The sequence below is a fragment of the Actinomadura craniellae genome, from assembly GCF_003289645.1.
Classification (GTDB): domain Bacteria; phylum Actinomycetota; class Actinomycetes; order Streptosporangiales; family Streptosporangiaceae; genus Actinomadura_D; species Actinomadura_D craniellae.
The window spans coordinates 161,548-177,750 of the sequence record NZ_QLYX01000001.1 but is presented as its reverse complement, the minus strand read 5'-3'; the positions used below and the strand labels follow the sequence as shown (position 1 = coordinate 177,750).

At 69.2% G+C, this 16,203-nt stretch carries 17 protein-coding genes and 5 tRNA genes; 14 read left to right on the top strand and 8 right to left on the bottom strand.

The genetic code is table 11. The features are described from left to right. The first annotated feature begins 227 nt into the window (after window positions 1–227). From DPM19_RS00770 to DPM19_RS00760, 3 genes are all read left to right on the top strand, one after another. Window positions 228–527, top strand: a complete 300-nt coding sequence (locus tag DPM19_RS00770; RefSeq protein ID WP_111862789.1) for a hypothetical protein — start codon at window positions 228–230, stop codon at window positions 525–527. 156 nt (window positions 528–683) lie between these two features. After that, window positions 684–1,286, top strand: a complete 603-nt coding sequence (locus DPM19_RS37000) for a GntR family transcriptional regulator (RefSeq protein ID WP_111862788.1) — start codon at window positions 684–686, stop codon at window positions 1,284–1,286. Window positions 1,287–1,339: 53 nt separating this feature from the next. Further along, on the top strand, window positions 1,340–1,906 hold the full coding sequence (locus DPM19_RS00760) for an HD domain-containing protein (protein ID WP_111862787.1): 567 nt from the start codon (window positions 1,340–1,342) through the stop codon (window positions 1,904–1,906). On the opposite strand, the gene DPM19_RS00755 is transcribed toward DPM19_RS00760, so the two are convergent. Both DPM19_RS00755 and DPM19_RS00750 read right to left on the bottom strand, forming a co-directional pair. Beyond that, complete coding sequence (locus DPM19_RS00755) at window positions 1,899–2,375, bottom strand: NUDIX domain-containing protein (protein ID WP_111862786.1); 477 nt, start codon at window positions 2,373–2,375, stop codon at window positions 1,899–1,901. The two genes, DPM19_RS00760 and DPM19_RS00755, sit on opposite strands and share 8 nt — an antisense overlap. A 2-nt stretch (window positions 2,376–2,377) precedes the next feature. Continuing rightward, the gene (locus DPM19_RS00750; protein WP_111862785.1) at window positions 2,378–3,121 is read right to left on the bottom strand and encodes an XRE family transcriptional regulator; all 744 of its coding nucleotides are present in this window, start codon (window positions 3,119–3,121) and stop codon (window positions 2,378–2,380) included. Window positions 3,122–3,282: 161 nt separating this feature from the next. On the opposite strand from DPM19_RS00750, the gene DPM19_RS00745 reads away from it, so the two are divergent. From DPM19_RS00745 to DPM19_RS00720, 6 genes are all read left to right on the top strand, one after another. Continuing rightward, window positions 3,283–3,474, top strand: a complete 192-nt coding sequence (locus DPM19_RS00745) for a hypothetical protein (protein ID WP_146778707.1) — start codon at window positions 3,283–3,285, stop codon at window positions 3,472–3,474. A 207-nt stretch (window positions 3,475–3,681) separates the two neighbouring features. After that, entirely contained in the window at window positions 3,682–3,879 is a 198-nt protein-coding gene (locus tag DPM19_RS00740) for a hypothetical protein (RefSeq protein WP_111862783.1), read from the top strand. 20 nt (window positions 3,880–3,899) lie between these two features. Beyond that, window positions 3,900–4,229 (top strand): hypothetical protein, encoded by a 330-nt coding sequence (locus DPM19_RS00735; protein ID WP_111862782.1) that lies wholly within the window; start codon window positions 3,900–3,902, stop codon window positions 4,227–4,229. A gap of 59 nt (window positions 4,230–4,288) precedes the next feature. Beyond that, entirely contained in the window at window positions 4,289–6,052 is a 1,764-nt protein-coding gene (locus DPM19_RS00730) for an FtsK/SpoIIIE domain-containing protein (protein WP_233509734.1), read from the top strand. Window positions 6,053–6,204: 152 nt separating this feature from the next. Next, entirely contained in the window at window positions 6,205–6,384 is a 180-nt protein-coding gene (locus DPM19_RS00725) for a helix-turn-helix domain-containing protein (RefSeq protein ID WP_111862780.1), read from the top strand. A gap of 105 nt (window positions 6,385–6,489) precedes the next feature. After that, window positions 6,490–7,671 (top strand): site-specific integrase, encoded by a 1,182-nt coding sequence (locus DPM19_RS00720; protein ID WP_233509733.1) that lies wholly within the window; start codon window positions 6,490–6,492, stop codon window positions 7,669–7,671. 94 nt (window positions 7,672–7,765) lie between these two features. Here the strand turns inward: DPM19_RS00720 and DPM19_RS00715 are convergent. Together DPM19_RS00715 and DPM19_RS00710 are read right to left on the bottom strand one after the other, a co-directional pair. Then, window positions 7,766–7,837 (bottom strand) — tRNA-Val (locus DPM19_RS00715). Between the two features lie 74 nt (window positions 7,838–7,911). Further along, a complete protein-coding gene (locus tag DPM19_RS00710) occupies window positions 7,912–8,349 on the bottom strand; it encodes a PGPGW domain-containing protein (protein WP_233509732.1) in 438 nt (145 codons plus the stop codon). A gap of 332 nt (window positions 8,350–8,681) precedes the next feature. On the opposite strand from DPM19_RS00710, the gene DPM19_RS00705 reads away from it, so the two are divergent. Continuing rightward, complete coding sequence (locus tag DPM19_RS00705) at window positions 8,682–9,092, top strand: SsgA family sporulation/cell division regulator (protein ID WP_111862778.1); 411 nt, start codon at window positions 8,682–8,684, stop codon at window positions 9,090–9,092. A 3-nt stretch (window positions 9,093–9,095) separates the two neighbouring features. On the opposite strand, the gene sthA is transcribed toward DPM19_RS00705, so the two are convergent. From sthA to DPM19_RS00685, 3 genes are all read right to left on the bottom strand, one after another. Continuing rightward, a complete protein-coding gene (sthA, locus tag DPM19_RS00700) occupies window positions 9,096–10,499 on the bottom strand; it encodes a Si-specific NAD(P)(+) transhydrogenase (RefSeq protein WP_111862777.1) in 1,404 nt (467 codons plus the stop codon). Between the two features lie 221 nt (window positions 10,500–10,720). Continuing rightward, a complete protein-coding gene (locus tag DPM19_RS00690) occupies window positions 10,721–11,545 on the bottom strand; it encodes an aminotransferase class IV (protein ID WP_111862776.1) in 825 nt (274 codons plus the stop codon). Continuing rightward, window positions 11,523–12,533, bottom strand: coding sequence for a chorismate-binding protein (locus tag DPM19_RS00685; protein WP_199484818.1), 1,011 nt, complete (start codon window positions 12,531–12,533; stop codon window positions 11,523–11,525). Before DPM19_RS00685 ends, DPM19_RS00690 begins: the two co-directional genes overlap by 23 nt. A gap of 128 nt (window positions 12,534–12,661) precedes the next feature. Between DPM19_RS00685 and DPM19_RS00680 the strand changes: the two genes are divergently transcribed. The 3 genes from DPM19_RS00680 to DPM19_RS00670 all read left to right on the top strand — a co-directional run bounded on the left by DPM19_RS00680 (window position 12,662) and on the right by DPM19_RS00670 (window position 12,951). After that, a tRNA-Gly gene (locus tag DPM19_RS00680) sits at window positions 12,662–12,733 on the top strand. 29 nt (window positions 12,734–12,762) lie between these two features. Then, window positions 12,763–12,836, top strand: a tRNA-Cys gene (locus DPM19_RS00675). A 43-nt stretch (window positions 12,837–12,879) separates the two neighbouring features. Beyond that, window positions 12,880–12,951 (top strand) — tRNA-Val (locus DPM19_RS00670). Between the two features lie 656 nt (window positions 12,952–13,607). Here the strand turns inward: DPM19_RS00670 and DPM19_RS00665 are convergent. Next, entirely contained in the window at window positions 13,608–15,938 is a 2,331-nt protein-coding gene (locus DPM19_RS00665) for a transketolase-like TK C-terminal-containing protein (RefSeq protein ID WP_111863320.1), read from the bottom strand. A 186-nt stretch (window positions 15,939–16,124) separates the two neighbouring features. Here DPM19_RS00665 and DPM19_RS00660 point away from each other — a divergent pair. Beyond that, window positions 16,125–16,197 (top strand) — tRNA-Cys (locus DPM19_RS00660). Window positions 16,198–16,203 lie beyond the last annotated feature (6 nt).

The following is a 16,203-nucleotide window of genomic DNA, read 5'->3' as shown; positions in this document are numbered from 1 at the left end:
AGCTACGGCGTTCGCGAACGACGCTAACAGAAGACGTCCCTAGACGTCCCTAGTTGCCTGTAGAGAGGTCCCGGCGCTGGCGCGAGGCTCGGAAACGTCGAAGCTGTTCGCGTTCATCAGGCGACAGCACGACAAACGCCCTGATCGTGACTGCCCGCCGAGGTGATCCCGTGTCCTTCGACCGTCCCCGAGAGACCGACAACAGGCCCGACGTTCCTCCTGCCGCAGTGAATCCGCGGGCCCGGCTCGCCGCGCTGGCCGAACCCGTCCAGGCTCATGGCTTCGTCGTTCGACTGCTCCGCGAGGGACTGGCCGTGCGGAACCCGCATGCCGCCGACTGCTGCGACGAGGGTGGCAGGATGTCCGACCTGATCACGTGCCGTCGGCACCCGGGCGACGCGGGCCGCTACTGGTTCTTCACCTCGTGGCAAGAGCCCATCGCGGAAGCCGACCGGGTGATGGACGCCATCACGCGGATCAAGGGCTACCTCACGCCGCGCCACGACCACGCGAGCACCCGGCGGTAGGCATGAATCGTCCTGTGGGTCGGCATCGGCGTATCGCCCGGGATGCGCCTCCCCGCGCGACGTGGCCGGAGCCCCCGATCCCGCGCAACGCGGTAGACGGGCGGTTCATCCCGTCCGCACCGGCTCCGTCGACACCGACCGGCGCCAGAGGCCGACATGCCCGGCCTGACCGTGGACTCGCACGACGCATCCTCGGTGCGCTCGTCGTCCGCGAGTGATGAGCCGTCGCGGCCCAGGCTGAAAGGGAGCGGCCTGGGCCGCGACATCCATTCAGAGAAGCGATCGAGGAGGCACGTGCCGACGGCGACACCGTGGGGAGCGTATCGGCGGATAGCCGAGACACTGTGGCAGCGCGTTGCCGAGGGCGCTTACAACTCCGGTTCGCTCATGCCGTCGGAGACCGCGTTGTGCGCGGAGTTCGGTGTTTCCCGGAACACGATCCGCCGTGCCCTCGCCACCTTGGAAGCCGACGGGTTGGTCACCGTGCTTCCCGGGGTGGGAAGGGTCGTCCGAGACCGGTCCTCATCGTCCGCGCGGGTCGGCAGGCAGGCTCTGTATCGGTGCATCGCCGATCGGGTGCGCGCTGACATCGAGGACGGGACGCTTCCGGTCGGGGGCGCCGTACCCGGGGAGTTGACCCTTGCGGCGCGGCATGGGGTCTCGCGTTGGACGGCTCATCGGGCGCTCGTTGTCCTGCTTGATGCCGGTCTTGTCGAGACCGTCCCCGGCAAGGGACGCGTCGTGAGGAGACGTCCCTAGATGGTCCGCCTGCGTCCGTGGACGTCTGCCGACGTACGCCTAGCGTCGGAGTCATGAGCACTCAAGCCGCCTGGGCGAGCGAGATCGCCCGCGCCGTCCTCGAAGGTCCGCTTCCCCGCCGATGGGCCCACACTCAAGGCGTGGCCCGTCAGGCCCGGACGCTGGCCCCGATCCTGGGAGCCGGTGCCGACCTTCTGGAGGCCGCCGCATGGCTGCATGACATCGGCTACGCCCCTGCTCTCGTCGGCACCGGCTTTCACCCGCTCGACGGGGCCCGGTATCTGCGTGACGTCCACCGAGCCGACGAGATCCTGTGTCGCCTCGTCGCCAACCACTCATGCGCGCTGATCGAGGCCGAACAACGAGGGCTCGGCGCCGAGCTTGCGCGCGAGTTCCCCCTAGTGGACGGCCCGCTCAAGGAAGCGCTGATCTACTGCGACATGACGACGACCCCCGACGGTCGGCTCATTGAGGTCGGCGCGCGGCTTGCGGAGATCCGCGAGCGCTACGGACCGGGCCACGTCGTCACCCGGTTCATCCGGCTCGCGGAGCCCCATCTCGTCGGTGCGGTCCAAGCCGTTCAGTCCCGCATGCTCCCCGCCGGGCTTCCGGTCACGTGATGACGGGAGCGTCCCGTCCTTCGAGGTAGTGACCGATCCGCAGACGCATCGAGCGGTCCATGCTCAACGTCTCCACATCGGCGGGAGCCATCCAGCACACTCGGCGTGACTCGTCGCTCGTGGTCAACCGGCCACCTACGGGGCGGGCGGTGAGGACAATGGAGAACTCCTGCCGCACCTCGTCGTTGCTGGTGTAGTGGATCAGGTGTTTCGGGTCGGAGTAGATGCCGAGAAGACCCGTGATCTCGCACCGGATGCCGGTCTCTTCGAGCGTTTCGCGGATCGCCGCCTCGCTCACCGACTCGCCGAGGTCGATGGCTCCGCCGGGGACCGCCCAATGGTCGTTATCGGTGCGCTGGATCATCAGGATGTCGCCGTGCTCGTTGGTGACGATCACGTTGACCGACGGGACGAGGCTGTTGGCGCTGGGCGCGTCGGGATCGTCGTAGTAGTCGATGCGGCGGCCCATGCTCAGCCCTCGTCCAACGGCGTCGCGACGTCCCAGACGCGATCGAAGCTCTCGATGTAGATGTTGGCGAGGTCCCCGCCCGGGATCTTGCGGAGGTGCCAGACGGGGGCGTGCGGCGCGGTGACGCCGTAGACGTGCGTGTTGACGAAGAGTTGATCGTCGGCGCGGTAGATCGAGTTGTAGAGAACCGTGCTGTGCAAGCGGAACTCGATGCCGTCGATCTTGCGGAGCGGCTTGTAGAGCACGAGGGCATTGCGGATCTTCGCCGCCATCGCCTCGTCTACGCCCTCGTCGGCTCCCCGTTCGGCGACCTGGGGACTGTCCGGGTCACCGAGCAGGATGCGCACGCGGACGCCCGCGCCGGCCTTCTCTGCGAGGGTGCGGATGACGCTGTTGTCCTCGGAGAGGAAGAGACCGGCGTAGACGAGGATGCCGATCTCTCGTTCGGCTGTCGCGAAGAGACGTCCCCACGCGTCCCGGGGAACGGCCCAGCGGTGCGGGTAGATCGTGACGAGTTCACTCGATGACGCCGATGCCGTCTGCTCGGACGAAAGAGCGTCGGGCCACAGGTAGGTCTCGTCCGCACCGAGACGCGAAGCCACTGCGTAACGATGCCGCCGGTACGGGGTGCGGCCCTGGGTGATCCACCGCTCGACGGTCTTCTGATCGACGCCGATGTCGTCAGCGAGCGCGGCGATCGTCAGCCCCCGTTGTAGCAGGGCCGCGCGGAGACGTTCGTTCGGCATGCACCCGACCGGATCAACAGGACGTCTTAGGACGCGCACCACCCTACGAGGACGTCATGAACACGTCCAGTCAGGTAGTGATCCCGTCCCGCCCTCTCGGCGGATTCTCGATCCGTGAGGCCGACACCCCCGATCGGCCGCTACGGGAGGGAGTGATCCCCATGTCACTACTGATCACGATCGCCGCCGTCTTCCTCGCCGGTATCGCCGTGGGTGCGTTCGCGCTCATCGTCATCGGCATTCACGCCGAAGAGCGCCGCGCGAGCCGCACGGACGCCGACGACCGGAGCCCCTGCGGGACGGCGTCGCACCGGCTGCTGTCCTCGGGTCTGGCCGACCAGGGACGGCGGTGAGCATGCGCCTTCCCCACACCCTGACCCGTCTGGTCTGCCCGTGCGGCGCGGCCCTCGAAGCCGGGAGCAGGCGGTGCCGCAAGTGCCGTGCCCGGGCCCGCTGGTGGCGTCGCAGGTCGCGCCATGGCGACCTGTGACCCACTGGCCGGTCACAGCAGTGGACTCATAATCCGTCGCTCTCAGACCCGTGGAAGGAGGTGAGACGGCTTGACGGTCTCCGTTCCGCTCGTCGTGATCCTGGCCGCCGTGGCGTTCGTGGCATGGCGGTACATGGGGTTGCGCCTCTGGCACGCCGCGGTGTGCCTGCTGTTCGGGTTCTTCCTCGCCGCGACGAGCGCCGCACCCGAGATCGACCGTCTGGTGACCGGCCTCGTCGGCTGGATCGCCGGTTCCCCGCCCCGCTGACGACAGGAGGTGATGCCTACATGACCGATGCCCCGAACGTTCCCGAGACCGATCTTCAGGAGGTCACCACCCGCAACACCGTCGCCCGTGACGTGATCGCCGGCTTCGCCGCCGCAAGCACGTCGTATGTCTGGCAGTACGTCGCCGACGCCCTCGCCGACGTGCCCGGCCTCGCCGCCGAGGTCGCCCGGCTCCGCGACGAGGCCCGTACCGTCCGCCTTGACCGGGCCAACCTCGCCGCTGCCGCGCTCGCGGCCCTCGCCGCCCATCACGACGGCGAACCCGACCCGCTGCTCTATCTGCGAGACGAACTCGCCGCGCAAGGCCACGTCCTACGGGGGCGCTCATGAACCGGGGACGGAAGATGCGACGTCACGCCCGGAAGATGCGCGGCTACGGACTTCAGCCCATGGTCGTCATCAACCACGACGAGCGGTTGCCCGACCTCGCCGCCGTCGTCATCGCCCGCGCACTGTGGCGTTACCGGTCCGAACTCGCGCCGCTACACATCCTCGGCACGTTGGCCATCGGCGGCACCGTTCTCCACGCGACGCGGCCCGGTTGGTGGCCTTACATCCTTGGTGCGGCCATGGCGACGGCCTGGGCGCTGGGGGCGTTCGGCGACCGGTTGGGCCTGACCTCGCGTGGCGAACGCCTCTACGCCGCAACCGTCACCGTGACCGTCGGAACGTGGCTCGCCGCCGCGACCGCGTACGGCATCACCGCGTGGCACCTGCCGCACGCTCTCGCCCTCGGCGGTCTCGTACTGGCCGTCCCGTGGTGGGCGCATCGCCGACGGCGCGCAAGGGTGCGCGTTGACCGCCAGCTCGCCGCGTGGCCCGAGATCGCCCAGGCGGTCGGCTTGGCCGGTTCCCGCGTGCAATCGGCCGTGGTGGATGTGTGGGGGTGGCGGGCCCGGCTCGCCCTCGCTCGCGGGCAGACCCTCGCCGAGGTGACCGCCAAGATTCCCGCGATCGAGTCCGCTCTCGGCACGCATCGCGGAGCCGTCCGCGTCCATCCGACCCGAGACGACCGGGCCGACCGGTTCGAGCTGCGCGTCCTGACCACCGACCCGCACGCCGACGCCATCGCGTGGCCCGGTCCTTCCGTCGAGACCATCGCCGAGCCGATCGACCTGGGCCCGTTCGAGGACGCCACGGCCGCGCGGGTCCTGCTGTTGCGTCGGCACGCGCTCATCGGCGGGATCGCCGGATCGGGCAAGAGCGGTGGCATCAATGTCCTCATGGGCAACCTCTCGGCTTGCCGTGACGTCGTGATCTGGGCCATTGACCTCAAGCGCGGCATGGAGCTACGGCCCTGGGCCCGCTGCATCGACCGGCTCGCCACCACACCAGACCAGGCCCGCGTCCTGCTCCGCGATGCCGTCGCCGTCCTCGAAGCCCGAGCCGCGTGGCTCGCCGGGCGAGGGCGCCGTACCTGGGAACCCACTCCCGACATGCCCGCCCTCGTGATCGTCATCGACGAGTACGCCGAACTGGCCGACGACGCGCCCGAGACCATCGGCGACACCGACTCGATAGCCCGGCGAGGCCGAGCCGTCGCCGTCACCCTCGTCGCCGCGACACAACGTCCCACTCAGAAGGCCATGGGCAAGGGTGCCGTGCGGTCACAGATGGACGTGCGCATGAGCTTCCGCGTCCGCGAGCGCAGGGACGTTGACCTCATCCTCGGACAAGGCATGCTCGCCACCGGATGGCATGCCCACGCCCTCAACGCCCCCGGGAAGTTCCTCATCACCGCCCCCGAACACGACACACCTCGGCGAGGACGCGCCTACCTCCTCACAGACGCCACCGTTGCCGAGACCGCCGACCGGCACGCGAACAACCGTCCCGGACTCGACCTCGTTTCGCGCACGGCCGTCGAGGAGGCCCATGCGGGACTTCACCTGCAACCGGTGAGCACCCGCACGGCTCCGAAGGAAGCGGCCGGTGTCGGGACGAGAGACGAAGCCGAGGACGACCCCGAGTCCACCCTGTGGGACATGCTGACCGGCGCGCCCGTAGAGGGCACTCCCGTCGCGCACCTCGTCAACGGCACCGGCATGAGTCGGCCGTGGATCTACCAACGGCTTCGCGCACTCGCCGATGCCGACCGCGTCATTCAGGTGAGCCGGGGGCGATGGCGCGCGACCGGTGAACACTCTCAGTGACTTGTCTACGTCTACGCCTCGCGTGCGTCTGCACGTAAGGCGCGAGAACAACTCGTAGACGAAGACAAAGACGATCACACACCGTGACGGATGGAGGTACATCACGAACCCACACCGCACCCGAGGGACCTCGGGGCACGAGGAGGTGAGCGTTGCAGGCATACACCGTCGAGCAGGTAGCCGAAAAACTCCAGGTCGGACGAGACAAGGTCTATTTCCTGCTCCGTACCGGTCAACTTCGCAGCATCAAGATCGGCAAGCTGCGCCGCATCACGGACGACCAACTCAAGGAATTCATCGACTCCCTCGAAACGAGGACTCCGCGCCCGTAGCCGACAGGGACGTCTTGGGACGTCTTGTGTTAACTTCGTTTGCGCTGGCCTTCACGAAGAGGTCAGTGAGCAAGGGTCACAACGCCCCTGACTAGGAGGGATCTCTTGGCGAAGATCCTGATCGGGAAGTACGAAGGGACCATCTACCCCGAGGGGGACGGCTTCACGGGAGCCATCTCCCTCGGGTTCCTCCCCAACGGCAAGCGCAAGCGCCTCAAGAGGAAGGGCAAGACCAAGACCGAGGTGCGGGACAAGCTCGTTGAAGCCGTCAAGAACCTCGAAGCCGGCATCGACAGCCCCGCCAACTACACCGTTCGGGACGCCGTCGAAGACTGGTTGTCCAAGGGGCTCAAGGGCCGTGACGAGGGGACGGTCACCACGAATCGCATCTTGGCCGAAAAGCACGTCATCCCGCTCATCGGTGCGGCCAAGCTCAAGGATCTGCGCGCCGATGACGTCGATGAATGGCTCGACGGCCTCAAGGACAAGTTGGCGACCCGGAGTCTTCAGGGCGTTCACTCGATCCTCAAGCGATCCATCCGGCAGGCCCAGGCCCGCGACAAGGTGATGCGGAACGTCGCCGAACTCGTCACCACTCCCAAGGGCAGAACGGGACGGCCGAGCAAGGCTCTCACCCCGGAGCAGGCGACGGCCGTCCTGAAGCACGCCAAGTCCTCACCGCTGAACGCCTATGTCGTCCTGAGCCTCATGACGGGCGTGCGCACCGAGGAAGCGCGGGCCCTCCAGTGGGATCACGTCGTCGCATGGGCGGGCGACGACACCGGTTGGCGCCCGGTCACCGAGGTCGGTTTCGATCACCAGCGGTTCGCCGTCTACGTCTGGCGCTCCGTCCGCGCTCACGGCGACACCAAGACTCGCGAGTCCCGCCGCACACTCGAACTCCCCAAGGAGGTCACCGAGGCGCTCAAGCGCCACCACACCCGCCAAGCCGCCCAGCGGCTCAAGGCTGGCGCGCTCTGGCAGGATCACGGGCTCGTCTTCTGCACCCGCACCGGCACTCCCCTGGCCGCAGGCAACGTCCGGCGCGCGTTCCGGGCCATCACCCGCAAGGCGGGCATCGGCGAGGACTGGACACCCCGCGAACTCCGCCACTCGTTCGTATCGATCATGAGTTACAGCGGCGTGCCGATTGAGACCATCGCCGACCTCGTCGGCCACGCCGGTACCGCCGTCACCGAGAAGATCTACCGGCACCAACTCAAGCCGGTCATCACCCAAGGCGCCGAGACGATGAACACCGTCTTCGGTCGAAGCAAGTCCGCCTAAGTCCCGTGACGGTGGCTCCCCGTTTGGCTCCCGCCGACCTCACAAGATCGAAAAAGGGCCCCGGAAGTACTCCGAGACCCTCTCTGAACTGCTGTGGGCGATACTGGGTTCGAACCAGTGACCTCTTCGGTGTGAACGAAGCGCTCTCCCACTGAGCTAATCGCCCCGGCCGGGGCCTGGTTGTGGTCCCGACGTCCGAAAGAGTAGCGCATGTCAGGGGGTTCTCGCGCGTCGAGCAGGTCAGTCCAGGCTGAACAGGTTGACCTGCCAGGGGGGTTGGAGGCCGTGGATGACGAGGTAGGCCGTCACCACGGCGCCGGCCAGGATGCCGCCGGTGACGCCGAGGATGATGTTGCGGCGCTTGGCGCGGGGGTCGAGGGCCTTCTCCTTGGCGCGTTCGGCCGCCGCTCGGGCCCGGTGCAGCGCGCGTTGCGCCCAGGCGAACTCGGTGGCAAGGATCGCAAGGCCGACGATGATGCCCAAAATGCCGGGGCCGGGCGCGATCATCATGACCAGGCCGGCGAGGAGCACCGTCACGCCGACCGTGAAGACGCCGATCTGCCAGGTGGTGTTGAGGACAGGGTTACGCCGGATGTACTCCCGGAAGCGGGGGAACATGCCGAGCACCGGCTCCCCCTCGGACGGCGCTGCCGCGCCCTTTTCTTGGTTGATCGCCACGTTTTTTACCTTATGTCAACACACTGGCCGGTACGGGCCGCCGGCCCGATCGACGCAACCGATCGGCCCCGCTCGCTCGTTTCTCTTGGTGAGGCTACAGGCAGGCAAGGGGACGCCGTGACCGACCGGGATGCTGTGGAATATTCGCTTTTGACCAGGTCAGAGACTGCGTCACCTACCGTGATATACATCACACGCAAAGCAACCGGTGGAATGATCTCACGCGTTTTCTCAGTTAGGCGTCATAGATCGCGGGGACATCCGAGGAAGGGAGAGCAGTCCCCATCATCGGCACGCCCGCGCGTAGCGGACCGACGTCTGAAGGAATGGCCATGAGCAGCAGCACCACCGTCTCGGCCGAGCTCGGCCTCCGGCTCGTCGTGCCCGGTCGTCCCGCCGTGCCGCTGCTGGCCGGGCTGGACTACGCGTCAGACGATCCGTACGCGATCAGGATGACCTTCTACGTCGGCAATGACGACCCGGTGGAGTGGATCTTCGCCCGGGAGTTGCTCACCGTGGGCATCGTCCGCCCGGTGGGGGACGGCGACGTGCGGGTCGGGCCGGGCACCGACCGGATCCTGCACATCTCGCTGTCGTCGCCGTTCGGCACCGCGCTGTTCGAGGTGCCGCTGGCGCCGCTCGCGGACTTCCTGCATCAGACCTACCGGCTGGTGTCCGCCGGGCACGAGTCGGAGTTCGTCGACATCGACGTCGAACTGGAGAACCTGCTCTGGCCCTCCTGAGGCTCACTCGCTGAGCCGGGCGATATGCCGCATCTTGTTCATCGCGTCGAGCGCCGCGACCTTGTACGACTCGGCCAGCGTCGGATAGTTGAAGACCGTGTTGACCAGATAGTCGATGGTGCCGCCGCAGCCCATCACGGTCTGCCCGATGTGCACCAGCTCGGTGGCGCCCGTGCCGAAGACGTGCACGCCCAGCAGGGACCGGTCGTCGGGCGAGACGAGCAGCTTGAGCATGCCGTAGGAGTCGCCGATGATCTGCCCGCGGGCCAGCTCCCGGTAGCGCGACACCCCGACCTCGAACGGCACCCGGGCGGAGGTCAGCTCGTCCTCGGTGCGTCCCACGAAACTGATCTCCGGGATGGTGTAGATCCCGATCGGCTGGAGCTGGTGGATGGCGTTGACGGGCTCCTCGCAGGCGTGGTGCGCGGCCAGCCGGCCCTGCTCCATCGAGGTCGCGGCCAGCGAGGGGAAGCCGATCACGTCGCCTACGGCGTAGATGTGTGGCACCTCGGTCCGGTAGTGCTCGTCCACGGAGATCCGGCCGCGCGCGTCCGCGGTCAGCCCGGCGGCGGGCAGGTCGAGGTCGTCGGTCATGCCGTGCCGGCCGGCCGAGTACATCACCGTGTCGGCAGGGATCCGCTTGCCGCTCTCCAGCACCGTGATCGTGCCCCGTGGGCGACGCTCGACCGCGGCCACGCTCTCGCCGAACCGGAAGGTCACCGCCAGGTCGCGCAGGTGGTACTTCAGCGCCTCGATGATCTCCAGGTCGCAGAATTCGAGCATCCGGTCGCGCCGTTCCACCACCGTCACCTTGGTGCCGAGTGCGGCGAACATCGAGGCGTACTCGATGCCGATCACTCCGGCGCCGACCACCACCATCGTGTCGGGGACGTGTTCGAGGCGGATGATGCCGTCGGAGTCGATGATCGTGCGGTCGTCGAACTCGACGCTGTCGGGCCGGGCGGGCCGGGTTCCGGTAGCGATGACGATCTTCTCAGCGGTGACCTTGTGCCCCTGGCCGGAGGCGTCGGCCACCTCGACCGTCCGGGGGTCCAGGAAACGGCCGGTGCCGGGCAGGACGGTGACCCGGTTGCGGGCGAGTTGGCTGCGGATCACGTCCACCTCGCGGCCGATGACGTGCTGGGTGCGCATGCCCAGGTCTGCCACCGTGATGTCGTCTTTGACCCGGTAGCTCTGCCCGTACAGCTCGCGCTGGTTGAGGCCGGTGAGATAAAGGACCGCCTCGCGGAGGGTTTTGGACGGGATCGTTCCAGTGTTGATGCACACTCCGCCGATCATGTTGCGGCGGTCGACGACGGCGACGCGGCGCCCGAGCTTGGCCGCGGCGATCGCCGCCCGCTGCCCGCCGGGACCGGATCCGAGCACAAGGAGATCGAAGTCAGCCACGTCCCCCAGTCTGAACACCCGGCGGCGACCATATAAGCACTGTGGTGTTACAAAGACACCACCTTCCACGGTCAGATCCCGGCGACGAGGGCCGCCAGGCCGGCCTTGATGCGGTCGGCGCTCATCCCCCGGGGCGAGAGCGCGCCCCGGCCGACTGGGCTTCCTCGGCCTGATCCTGGCCGGGGTCGTCGGTCTCAAGGCAGTGGAGGGATGACCCGTGCTCAGGGGTCGTTCCGCTCGGCGGAGCGCGCCGCGAAGATCTCCATCGCCTTGCGGGTGACCGGGCCGGGCGCGGCCGGCAGCAGGACGCCGTCGATCGCCCGGATCGGCTGGACGTCCCGGGTGGTGGAGGTCAGGAACGCCTCCTCGACCCCGGTGAACTCGGCCAGCGGCAGGTCGGCCTCCTCGCCGCCGTACCACTCCAGGACCAGTGCCCGGGTCACCCCGGCCAGGCAGCCCGCGGCCAGCGGCGGGGTGAGCAGCCGGCCGTCGCGCACCACGAAGACGTTCGTGCCGGTGCCCTCGCACAGGTTCCCGGCCAGGTTCCCGAAGATCGCCTCGCCGCCGCCCCGGCGCTTGGCATGGGCCAGGGCGAGCGCGTTCTCGGCGTAGGAGATGGTCTTGAGCCCGGTCACCGCGCCGCGCTCGTTGCGCGGCCAGGGCACCACGGCCACGTCCGCGGTGGGCGGGAACGGCGGCTGCTCGGCGGCGATCACGGTGGCCGTCGGCCCGTCCGGGCCCCGGTCGGAGCCCAACGGGCCCGGGCCGCTGGTGTAGGTGATGCGGATCCGGCCCAGCGGCCAGGCCGGCGACGCGGCCAGCACCTGGTGCACCGCCTCGCGCAGCGCGTCCGCGTCCGGCTCGGGCAGGCCCAGGCCAGCGGCCGAGACGGCCAGCCGGTCCAGATGCCGGGTCAGCGCGAACGGCTCGCCGCGGACCGCCTTGATCGTCTCGAAGACGCCGTCGCCCACCAGGAGGCCGTGGTCGAGCGCCGACACCACGGCCCGCTCCGGCTCGTGCAACTCACCGTTGATCCAGACCTTCACCGTTTCCCCCCTCACCGGCGACGGCCAGCAGCCTGGCCGCCTTGAGTTCGGTCTCGCGCCATTCTCCGTGCGGGTCGGACCCCCAGGTCACACCGGCCCCGGTGCCGAAGCGCACCAAACCGTCGGCGGTCCAGAACGTCCTGATGCCGACGGCCAGCGCGCCGCGCCCGGAGTCCGCGTCGACCCATCCGACGGCCCCACAGTACGGCCCCCGAGGCACCGGTTCGAGCTCCTCCAGCAACGCCAGCGCGCTGGACTTGGGCGCACCCGTGACCGACCCCGGCGGGAAGGTCACCGCCAGCAGTTCCGGCCAGCCCGCCCCCGGGGCCAGCCGGGCCCGCACCGTCGACACCAGGTGCACCAGCCCGGGGTGCTCCTCCAGCGCGCACAGCGCGGGCACCTCGACCGAGCCCGGCACCGCCACCCGGCCCAAGTCGTTGCGGACCAGGTCGACGATCATCACGTTCTCCGCATGGTCCTTGGGCAGCAGGTCGGCCGCGGTCCGGCCGGTGCCCTTGATCGGACGCGACTCGACCACCTCCCCCGCCCGGGACAGGTACAGCTCGGGCGAGGCCGACGCCACCCCCAGCCCCGGCAGCCGCAGGGTCATCGCGTACGGGGCCGGGTTGCCCACCGCCAGCCGCGCGCCGAGACCGGCGATGTCGTGCTCGCGGGGCAGCGGCGCCGACAGGACACGGCACAGGTTGGCCTGGTAGACGACCCCGTCCGCGATCTCCGCGCGGATCCGCCGCACCCCCGCCACATAGCCGGCCTCGTTCAGCGAGGACGACCAGCCCGCCGCGCCGGACCAGCGGCCGGTCGGGTGCGGGGCACGGCGCACCTCGGTGAAGCGCGCGCAGGTCACCTCGCCCTCGTAGGTGACGACCACGGCCCACCAGCCCCGCGAGTCGAGCGCGGCCGGATCGCCGGTCACCTCGGCCAGGCCGGTGGCCAGCACTCCCCCGACATGGGCGAAGGCGTCCTTCATGTCGCTCATTGTGACGTTTGTCTGCCGGGCCTCGGTGCCGAGGGGCGGCACACGGTAATCCAGTTTGGGGAACAGCCGCCGATTGGCTAAGGTTTCACTGTCACCAGGCGGGAGACCGCCCGGAGCACGCGGAAGTGGCTCAGTGGTAGAGCATCACCTTGCCAAGGTGAGGGTCGCGGGTTCGAATCCCGTCTTCCGCTCGGAGAGGCCAGCAGCGCGGCCTCACTCCGGTGGAGTGGCCGAGAGGCGAGGCAACGGCCTGCAAAGCCGTGTACACGGGTTCAAATCCCGTCTCCACCTCCACGTCACACCCGGCACCACCCCCACCCCTGGCACCCCCAGGAACGGGCGATTAGCTCAGCGGGAGAGCGCTTCCCTGACACGGAAGAGGCCACTGGTTCGAACCCAGTATCGCCCACGAGCCGGGTGTACTCTGCTTGCCGCCCCCTTCGGGGGCGGCTTCGCTGTTGGGCCGCCATGTTTTTCCGGGGGGCGACCCCCGGGCCCCCGATGTGGGGGCTCCGCCCCCACGCCCCCTGTGGTTGCGCTTGGCGCCTTGTGGTTGCGCTTTCTGGTTGTGGTTGCGCTTGGCGCCCCTGTGGTTGTGCTCTCTGGGTTTTCGGGTTGGGGGGTGTTTGCTGGGGCCTGGGCCAGGCGGGATGGTTGCCGGGGGTTTCCCTATCTGAGGTAGGCGGCTCGCGTTCGGAGGGTGTGGCTGCATGCTGTGGCTGCATGCTGTGGCGGATCCCGCATCACGGCGGGTCGCCTGCGCACCGTCCTCACTTCCGCGGGGCTGGGGTGCGAGCCCGGAGTGCTGTGCGGCATGTTGATGGGCGGTGCCCCTGCGCTGGCCCTCGCTTCGGGCGCATCGGCTCCCACGGACGGCGATACCAGCCACCACGTGGCCTTCATCGACCCCAGCGGCGGCAGGGGCGGCGCTGGTGGTGGCTTCCCGCTTTCCTTCCGAGTTGGTCCCGGACGGCGGGGCCGTCCACCCGCGTCTCCGTGGGCGGTCAGGCCTGCCCTGCAGTGAAGGGGGCGCCGCACCCGGCCTGGTTGGGGGTGGGTGTTCCGCTAGTCGATGAGGTCCAGGGCGGCTGCTATGACGCTGTCGGTGTCCAGGGCGTGGTGGTGGTAGACGTCGGGGAGGGCGCCTGACTGGCCGAAAGTGGTGACGCCCAGGTGGGTGGCGGGGGTGCCGTGGATGCCTGCCAAGAAGGCCAGGGTGTGGGGGTGGCCGTCCAGGAGGGTGACCATCGGCGCGGTTCTGGTTTTCGGGAAGATCGCGTCGAGGATCCAGGTGGGGGCGGTGCCGTGGCCGCGGCGGGCGCGCAGGGCCTCGAAGAGGAGGCCAGGGCTGGTGATGCAGATGACGTCGGTGCCGAAGCCCATGGTCGTCAGGCGGTCCGCCGCCTGCAGGGCCTCGGGGATGGTGGCGCCCATGGCGCAGAGGGTCACCGCGGGGGTCCCCTGGTGGCGGCGTAGGGCGTAGGCGCCGGCTATGGACTGTTTGCGGCGGCGTTCTCTGGCCGCCGGGTCCTGCGGGACCGCCGCGAGGGTCTGGTCTATGGGACGGGTGGAGAGGCGTAGGTACGCCGAGGTTCCGTCTGGTTTGCCGAGCTGGGCCAAGGCGGCCAGGAGGCACCACTGGAGGTCCAGGGCGAAGGCCGGTTCGTAGGCGGTGCAGCCTGGTTGTTCCAGGCCGATGGACGGGGTTTTGATCGACTGGTGGGCGCCGCCCTCGGCCGCGAGGGTGACCCCTGACGGGGTGCCCACCAGGATGGACTGGCCGCCGGCGTAGATACCGAAGGACCAGGGTTCCAGGGCGCGTTCCAGGAACGGGTCGTACAGGACCCCGATGGGGAGCAGCGGCTGGCCCCAGCGGCTCCAGGTGGCGCCCAGCTCGCCCAGCATCCCGACCAGGTTCGTTTCGGCGATTCCCAGTTCGATGTGGCGGCCTTCGGGGCGTTCGCGCCAGTGCAGGATGGTTTCGGCGTCGTCGTCGAACCAGTCGTGGCGGGTGGTGTGGGACCAGACGCCGACCTTGTTGACCCAGCCGCCGAGGTTGGTGCTGGAACTGACGTCGGGGCTGACGGTGACGATGCGCTGGGCGGTCTGGGGAGCCGTGCGGGTGAGGTCCAGCAGGACGCGCCCCAGGGCGGCCTGGGTGGTCTCCGTCCCCGCGGGGGTGCGGCCCAGGTCCGCCGGCAGGTCGGGGGCCGGCGGCCGGGCGGGCAGGAGGGTGCGGCGCAGGCGTTGCGCGGTGTCGGCGCACAGGGCCGCCGCCGCGGTTCCGGGTGCGAAGCGGGCCCAGGGGGTGGTCGGGTCGGCGCCGACGCGGTGGGCCAGCTCCTCGAGTTGGGCCGCGGTGACCAGGGCGGAGTGGTTCTGCGGGTGGCCTTCGCTGGCCAGCCGGTGGCCCTTGATGGTGTAGGCGAAGATCACGGTGGGGCGGGTGTCGTCGATGGCGGCGAAGGCGTCGGCCAGGGCGGCCAGGTCGTGGCCGCCGAGGTTACGGATCGCCGCGTGCAGTTCCTGGTCGTCCAGGTCGTCGAGCAGCGCGCTGATCCGGGCGCGGTCCGGGCCGTCGCCGGGAACGCGCTCGCGGAGTTGCTGCGGCGGGCAGCGCAGCAGCCGCTGGTACTCGGGGTTCGGCATCGCGTCGATCCGGGCCCGCAGGGCGGCGCCGCCGGGGCGGGCGAACAGGTCCTGCAGCAGGCGGCCGTACTTGACCGTCAGGACCTGCCAGCCGGCGGCCTCGAACATGCCCTCGAAGCGGGGAGTGCCGATCAGCGGCAGGACCCGGTCCAGGGACTGCCGGTTGAGGTCGACGATCCACACGAGCTCGCCGAGCTCGGTGACCATGGGGTCGAGGATCGCCTCCCAGATCGCGCCCTCGTCGAGTTCGGCGTCCCCCAGCAGCGAGTACTGCCGGCCCGAACCCACCGGGTCGAAGTGGGTGTTCACGTACCGCCGGGCCAGCGTGCCCCAGATGGGGGCCGTGGCGCCGATGCCCACCGAGCCGGTCGAGTAGTCCACCGGGTCGGGGTCCTTGGTGCGGCTCGGGTAGCTCTGCAGGCCGCCGAAGGCGCGCAGCGTCGTCAGGCGATCCTCGTCCAGTTCGCCGAGCAGGTAGTTGATCGCGTGCAGCACCGGGGAGGCGTGCGGTTTCACCGACACCCTGTCCTCGGCCCGCAGCTGCCCGAACCACAGCGCCGTCATGATCGAGGTCATCGAGGCGCTGGAGGACTGGTGCCCGCCCACCTTCACCCCGCCGGGATTGGGGCGGACCCGGTTGGCGTGGTCGATCATCGCCGTGGACAACCACAGCACCCGGTCCTCCACCTCGCGCAGCAGCGCGAGACGCGCGCCGTCCCGTGCGGGCGCGGCCGTTTCATCTGCCATGGTCAACGGGGCCTCCTAGCGAAAATCCGGTACATCGTACGCTCCGGTCGAAGCGATCATCGAGAGACCCTGGACCGATCCACCCCGTGCCCTGTCCAGGGCCTGCCGCGGAATTCCCCGCCGGACGATGAAGATCTTTGATTCCGACCGGAATGTCCGCGATCTTCGCTAGCCTGTCCGCGCGGCAAGGTCGTAGCGCAGAGGTCGTCGCGCCCTAGCAGCAAGCTGGAGGACGCCGGTTCGAATCCGGTCGGCCTTGCCGCCT

Coding starts and splice junctions, on each gene's coding strand:
- DPM19_RS37000 (WP_111862788.1), top strand. CDS start 684: ATGCCCGGCCTGACCGTGGACTCGCACGACGCATCCTCGGTGCGCTCG.
- DPM19_RS00760 (WP_111862787.1), top strand. CDS start 1,340: ATGAGCACTCAAGCCGCCTGGGCGAGCGAGATCGCCCGCGCCGTCCTC.
- DPM19_RS00755 (WP_111862786.1), bottom strand. CDS start 2,375: ATGGGCCGCCGCATCGACTACTACGACGATCCCGACGCGCCCAGCGCC.
- DPM19_RS00750 (WP_111862785.1), bottom strand. CDS start 3,121: ATGCCGAACGAACGTCTCCGCGCGGCCCTGCTACAACGGGGGCTGACG.
- DPM19_RS00745 (WP_146778707.1), top strand. CDS start 3,283: ATGTCACTACTGATCACGATCGCCGCCGTCTTCCTCGCCGGTATCGCC.
- DPM19_RS00735 (WP_111862782.1), top strand. CDS start 3,900: ATGACCGATGCCCCGAACGTTCCCGAGACCGATCTTCAGGAGGTCACC.
- DPM19_RS00730 (WP_233509734.1), top strand. CDS start 4,289: ATGGTCGTCATCAACCACGACGAGCGGTTGCCCGACCTCGCCGCCGTC.
- DPM19_RS00705 (WP_111862778.1), top strand. CDS start 8,682: ATGAGCAGCAGCACCACCGTCTCGGCCGAGCTCGGCCTCCGGCTCGTC.
- DPM19_RS00685 (WP_199484818.1), bottom strand. CDS start 12,533: ATGAAGGACGCCTTCGCCCATGTCGGGGGAGTGCTGGCCACCGGCCTG.
- DPM19_RS00665 (WP_111863320.1), bottom strand. CDS start 15,938: ATGGCAGATGAAACGGCCGCGCCCGCACGGGACGGCGCGCGTCTCGCG.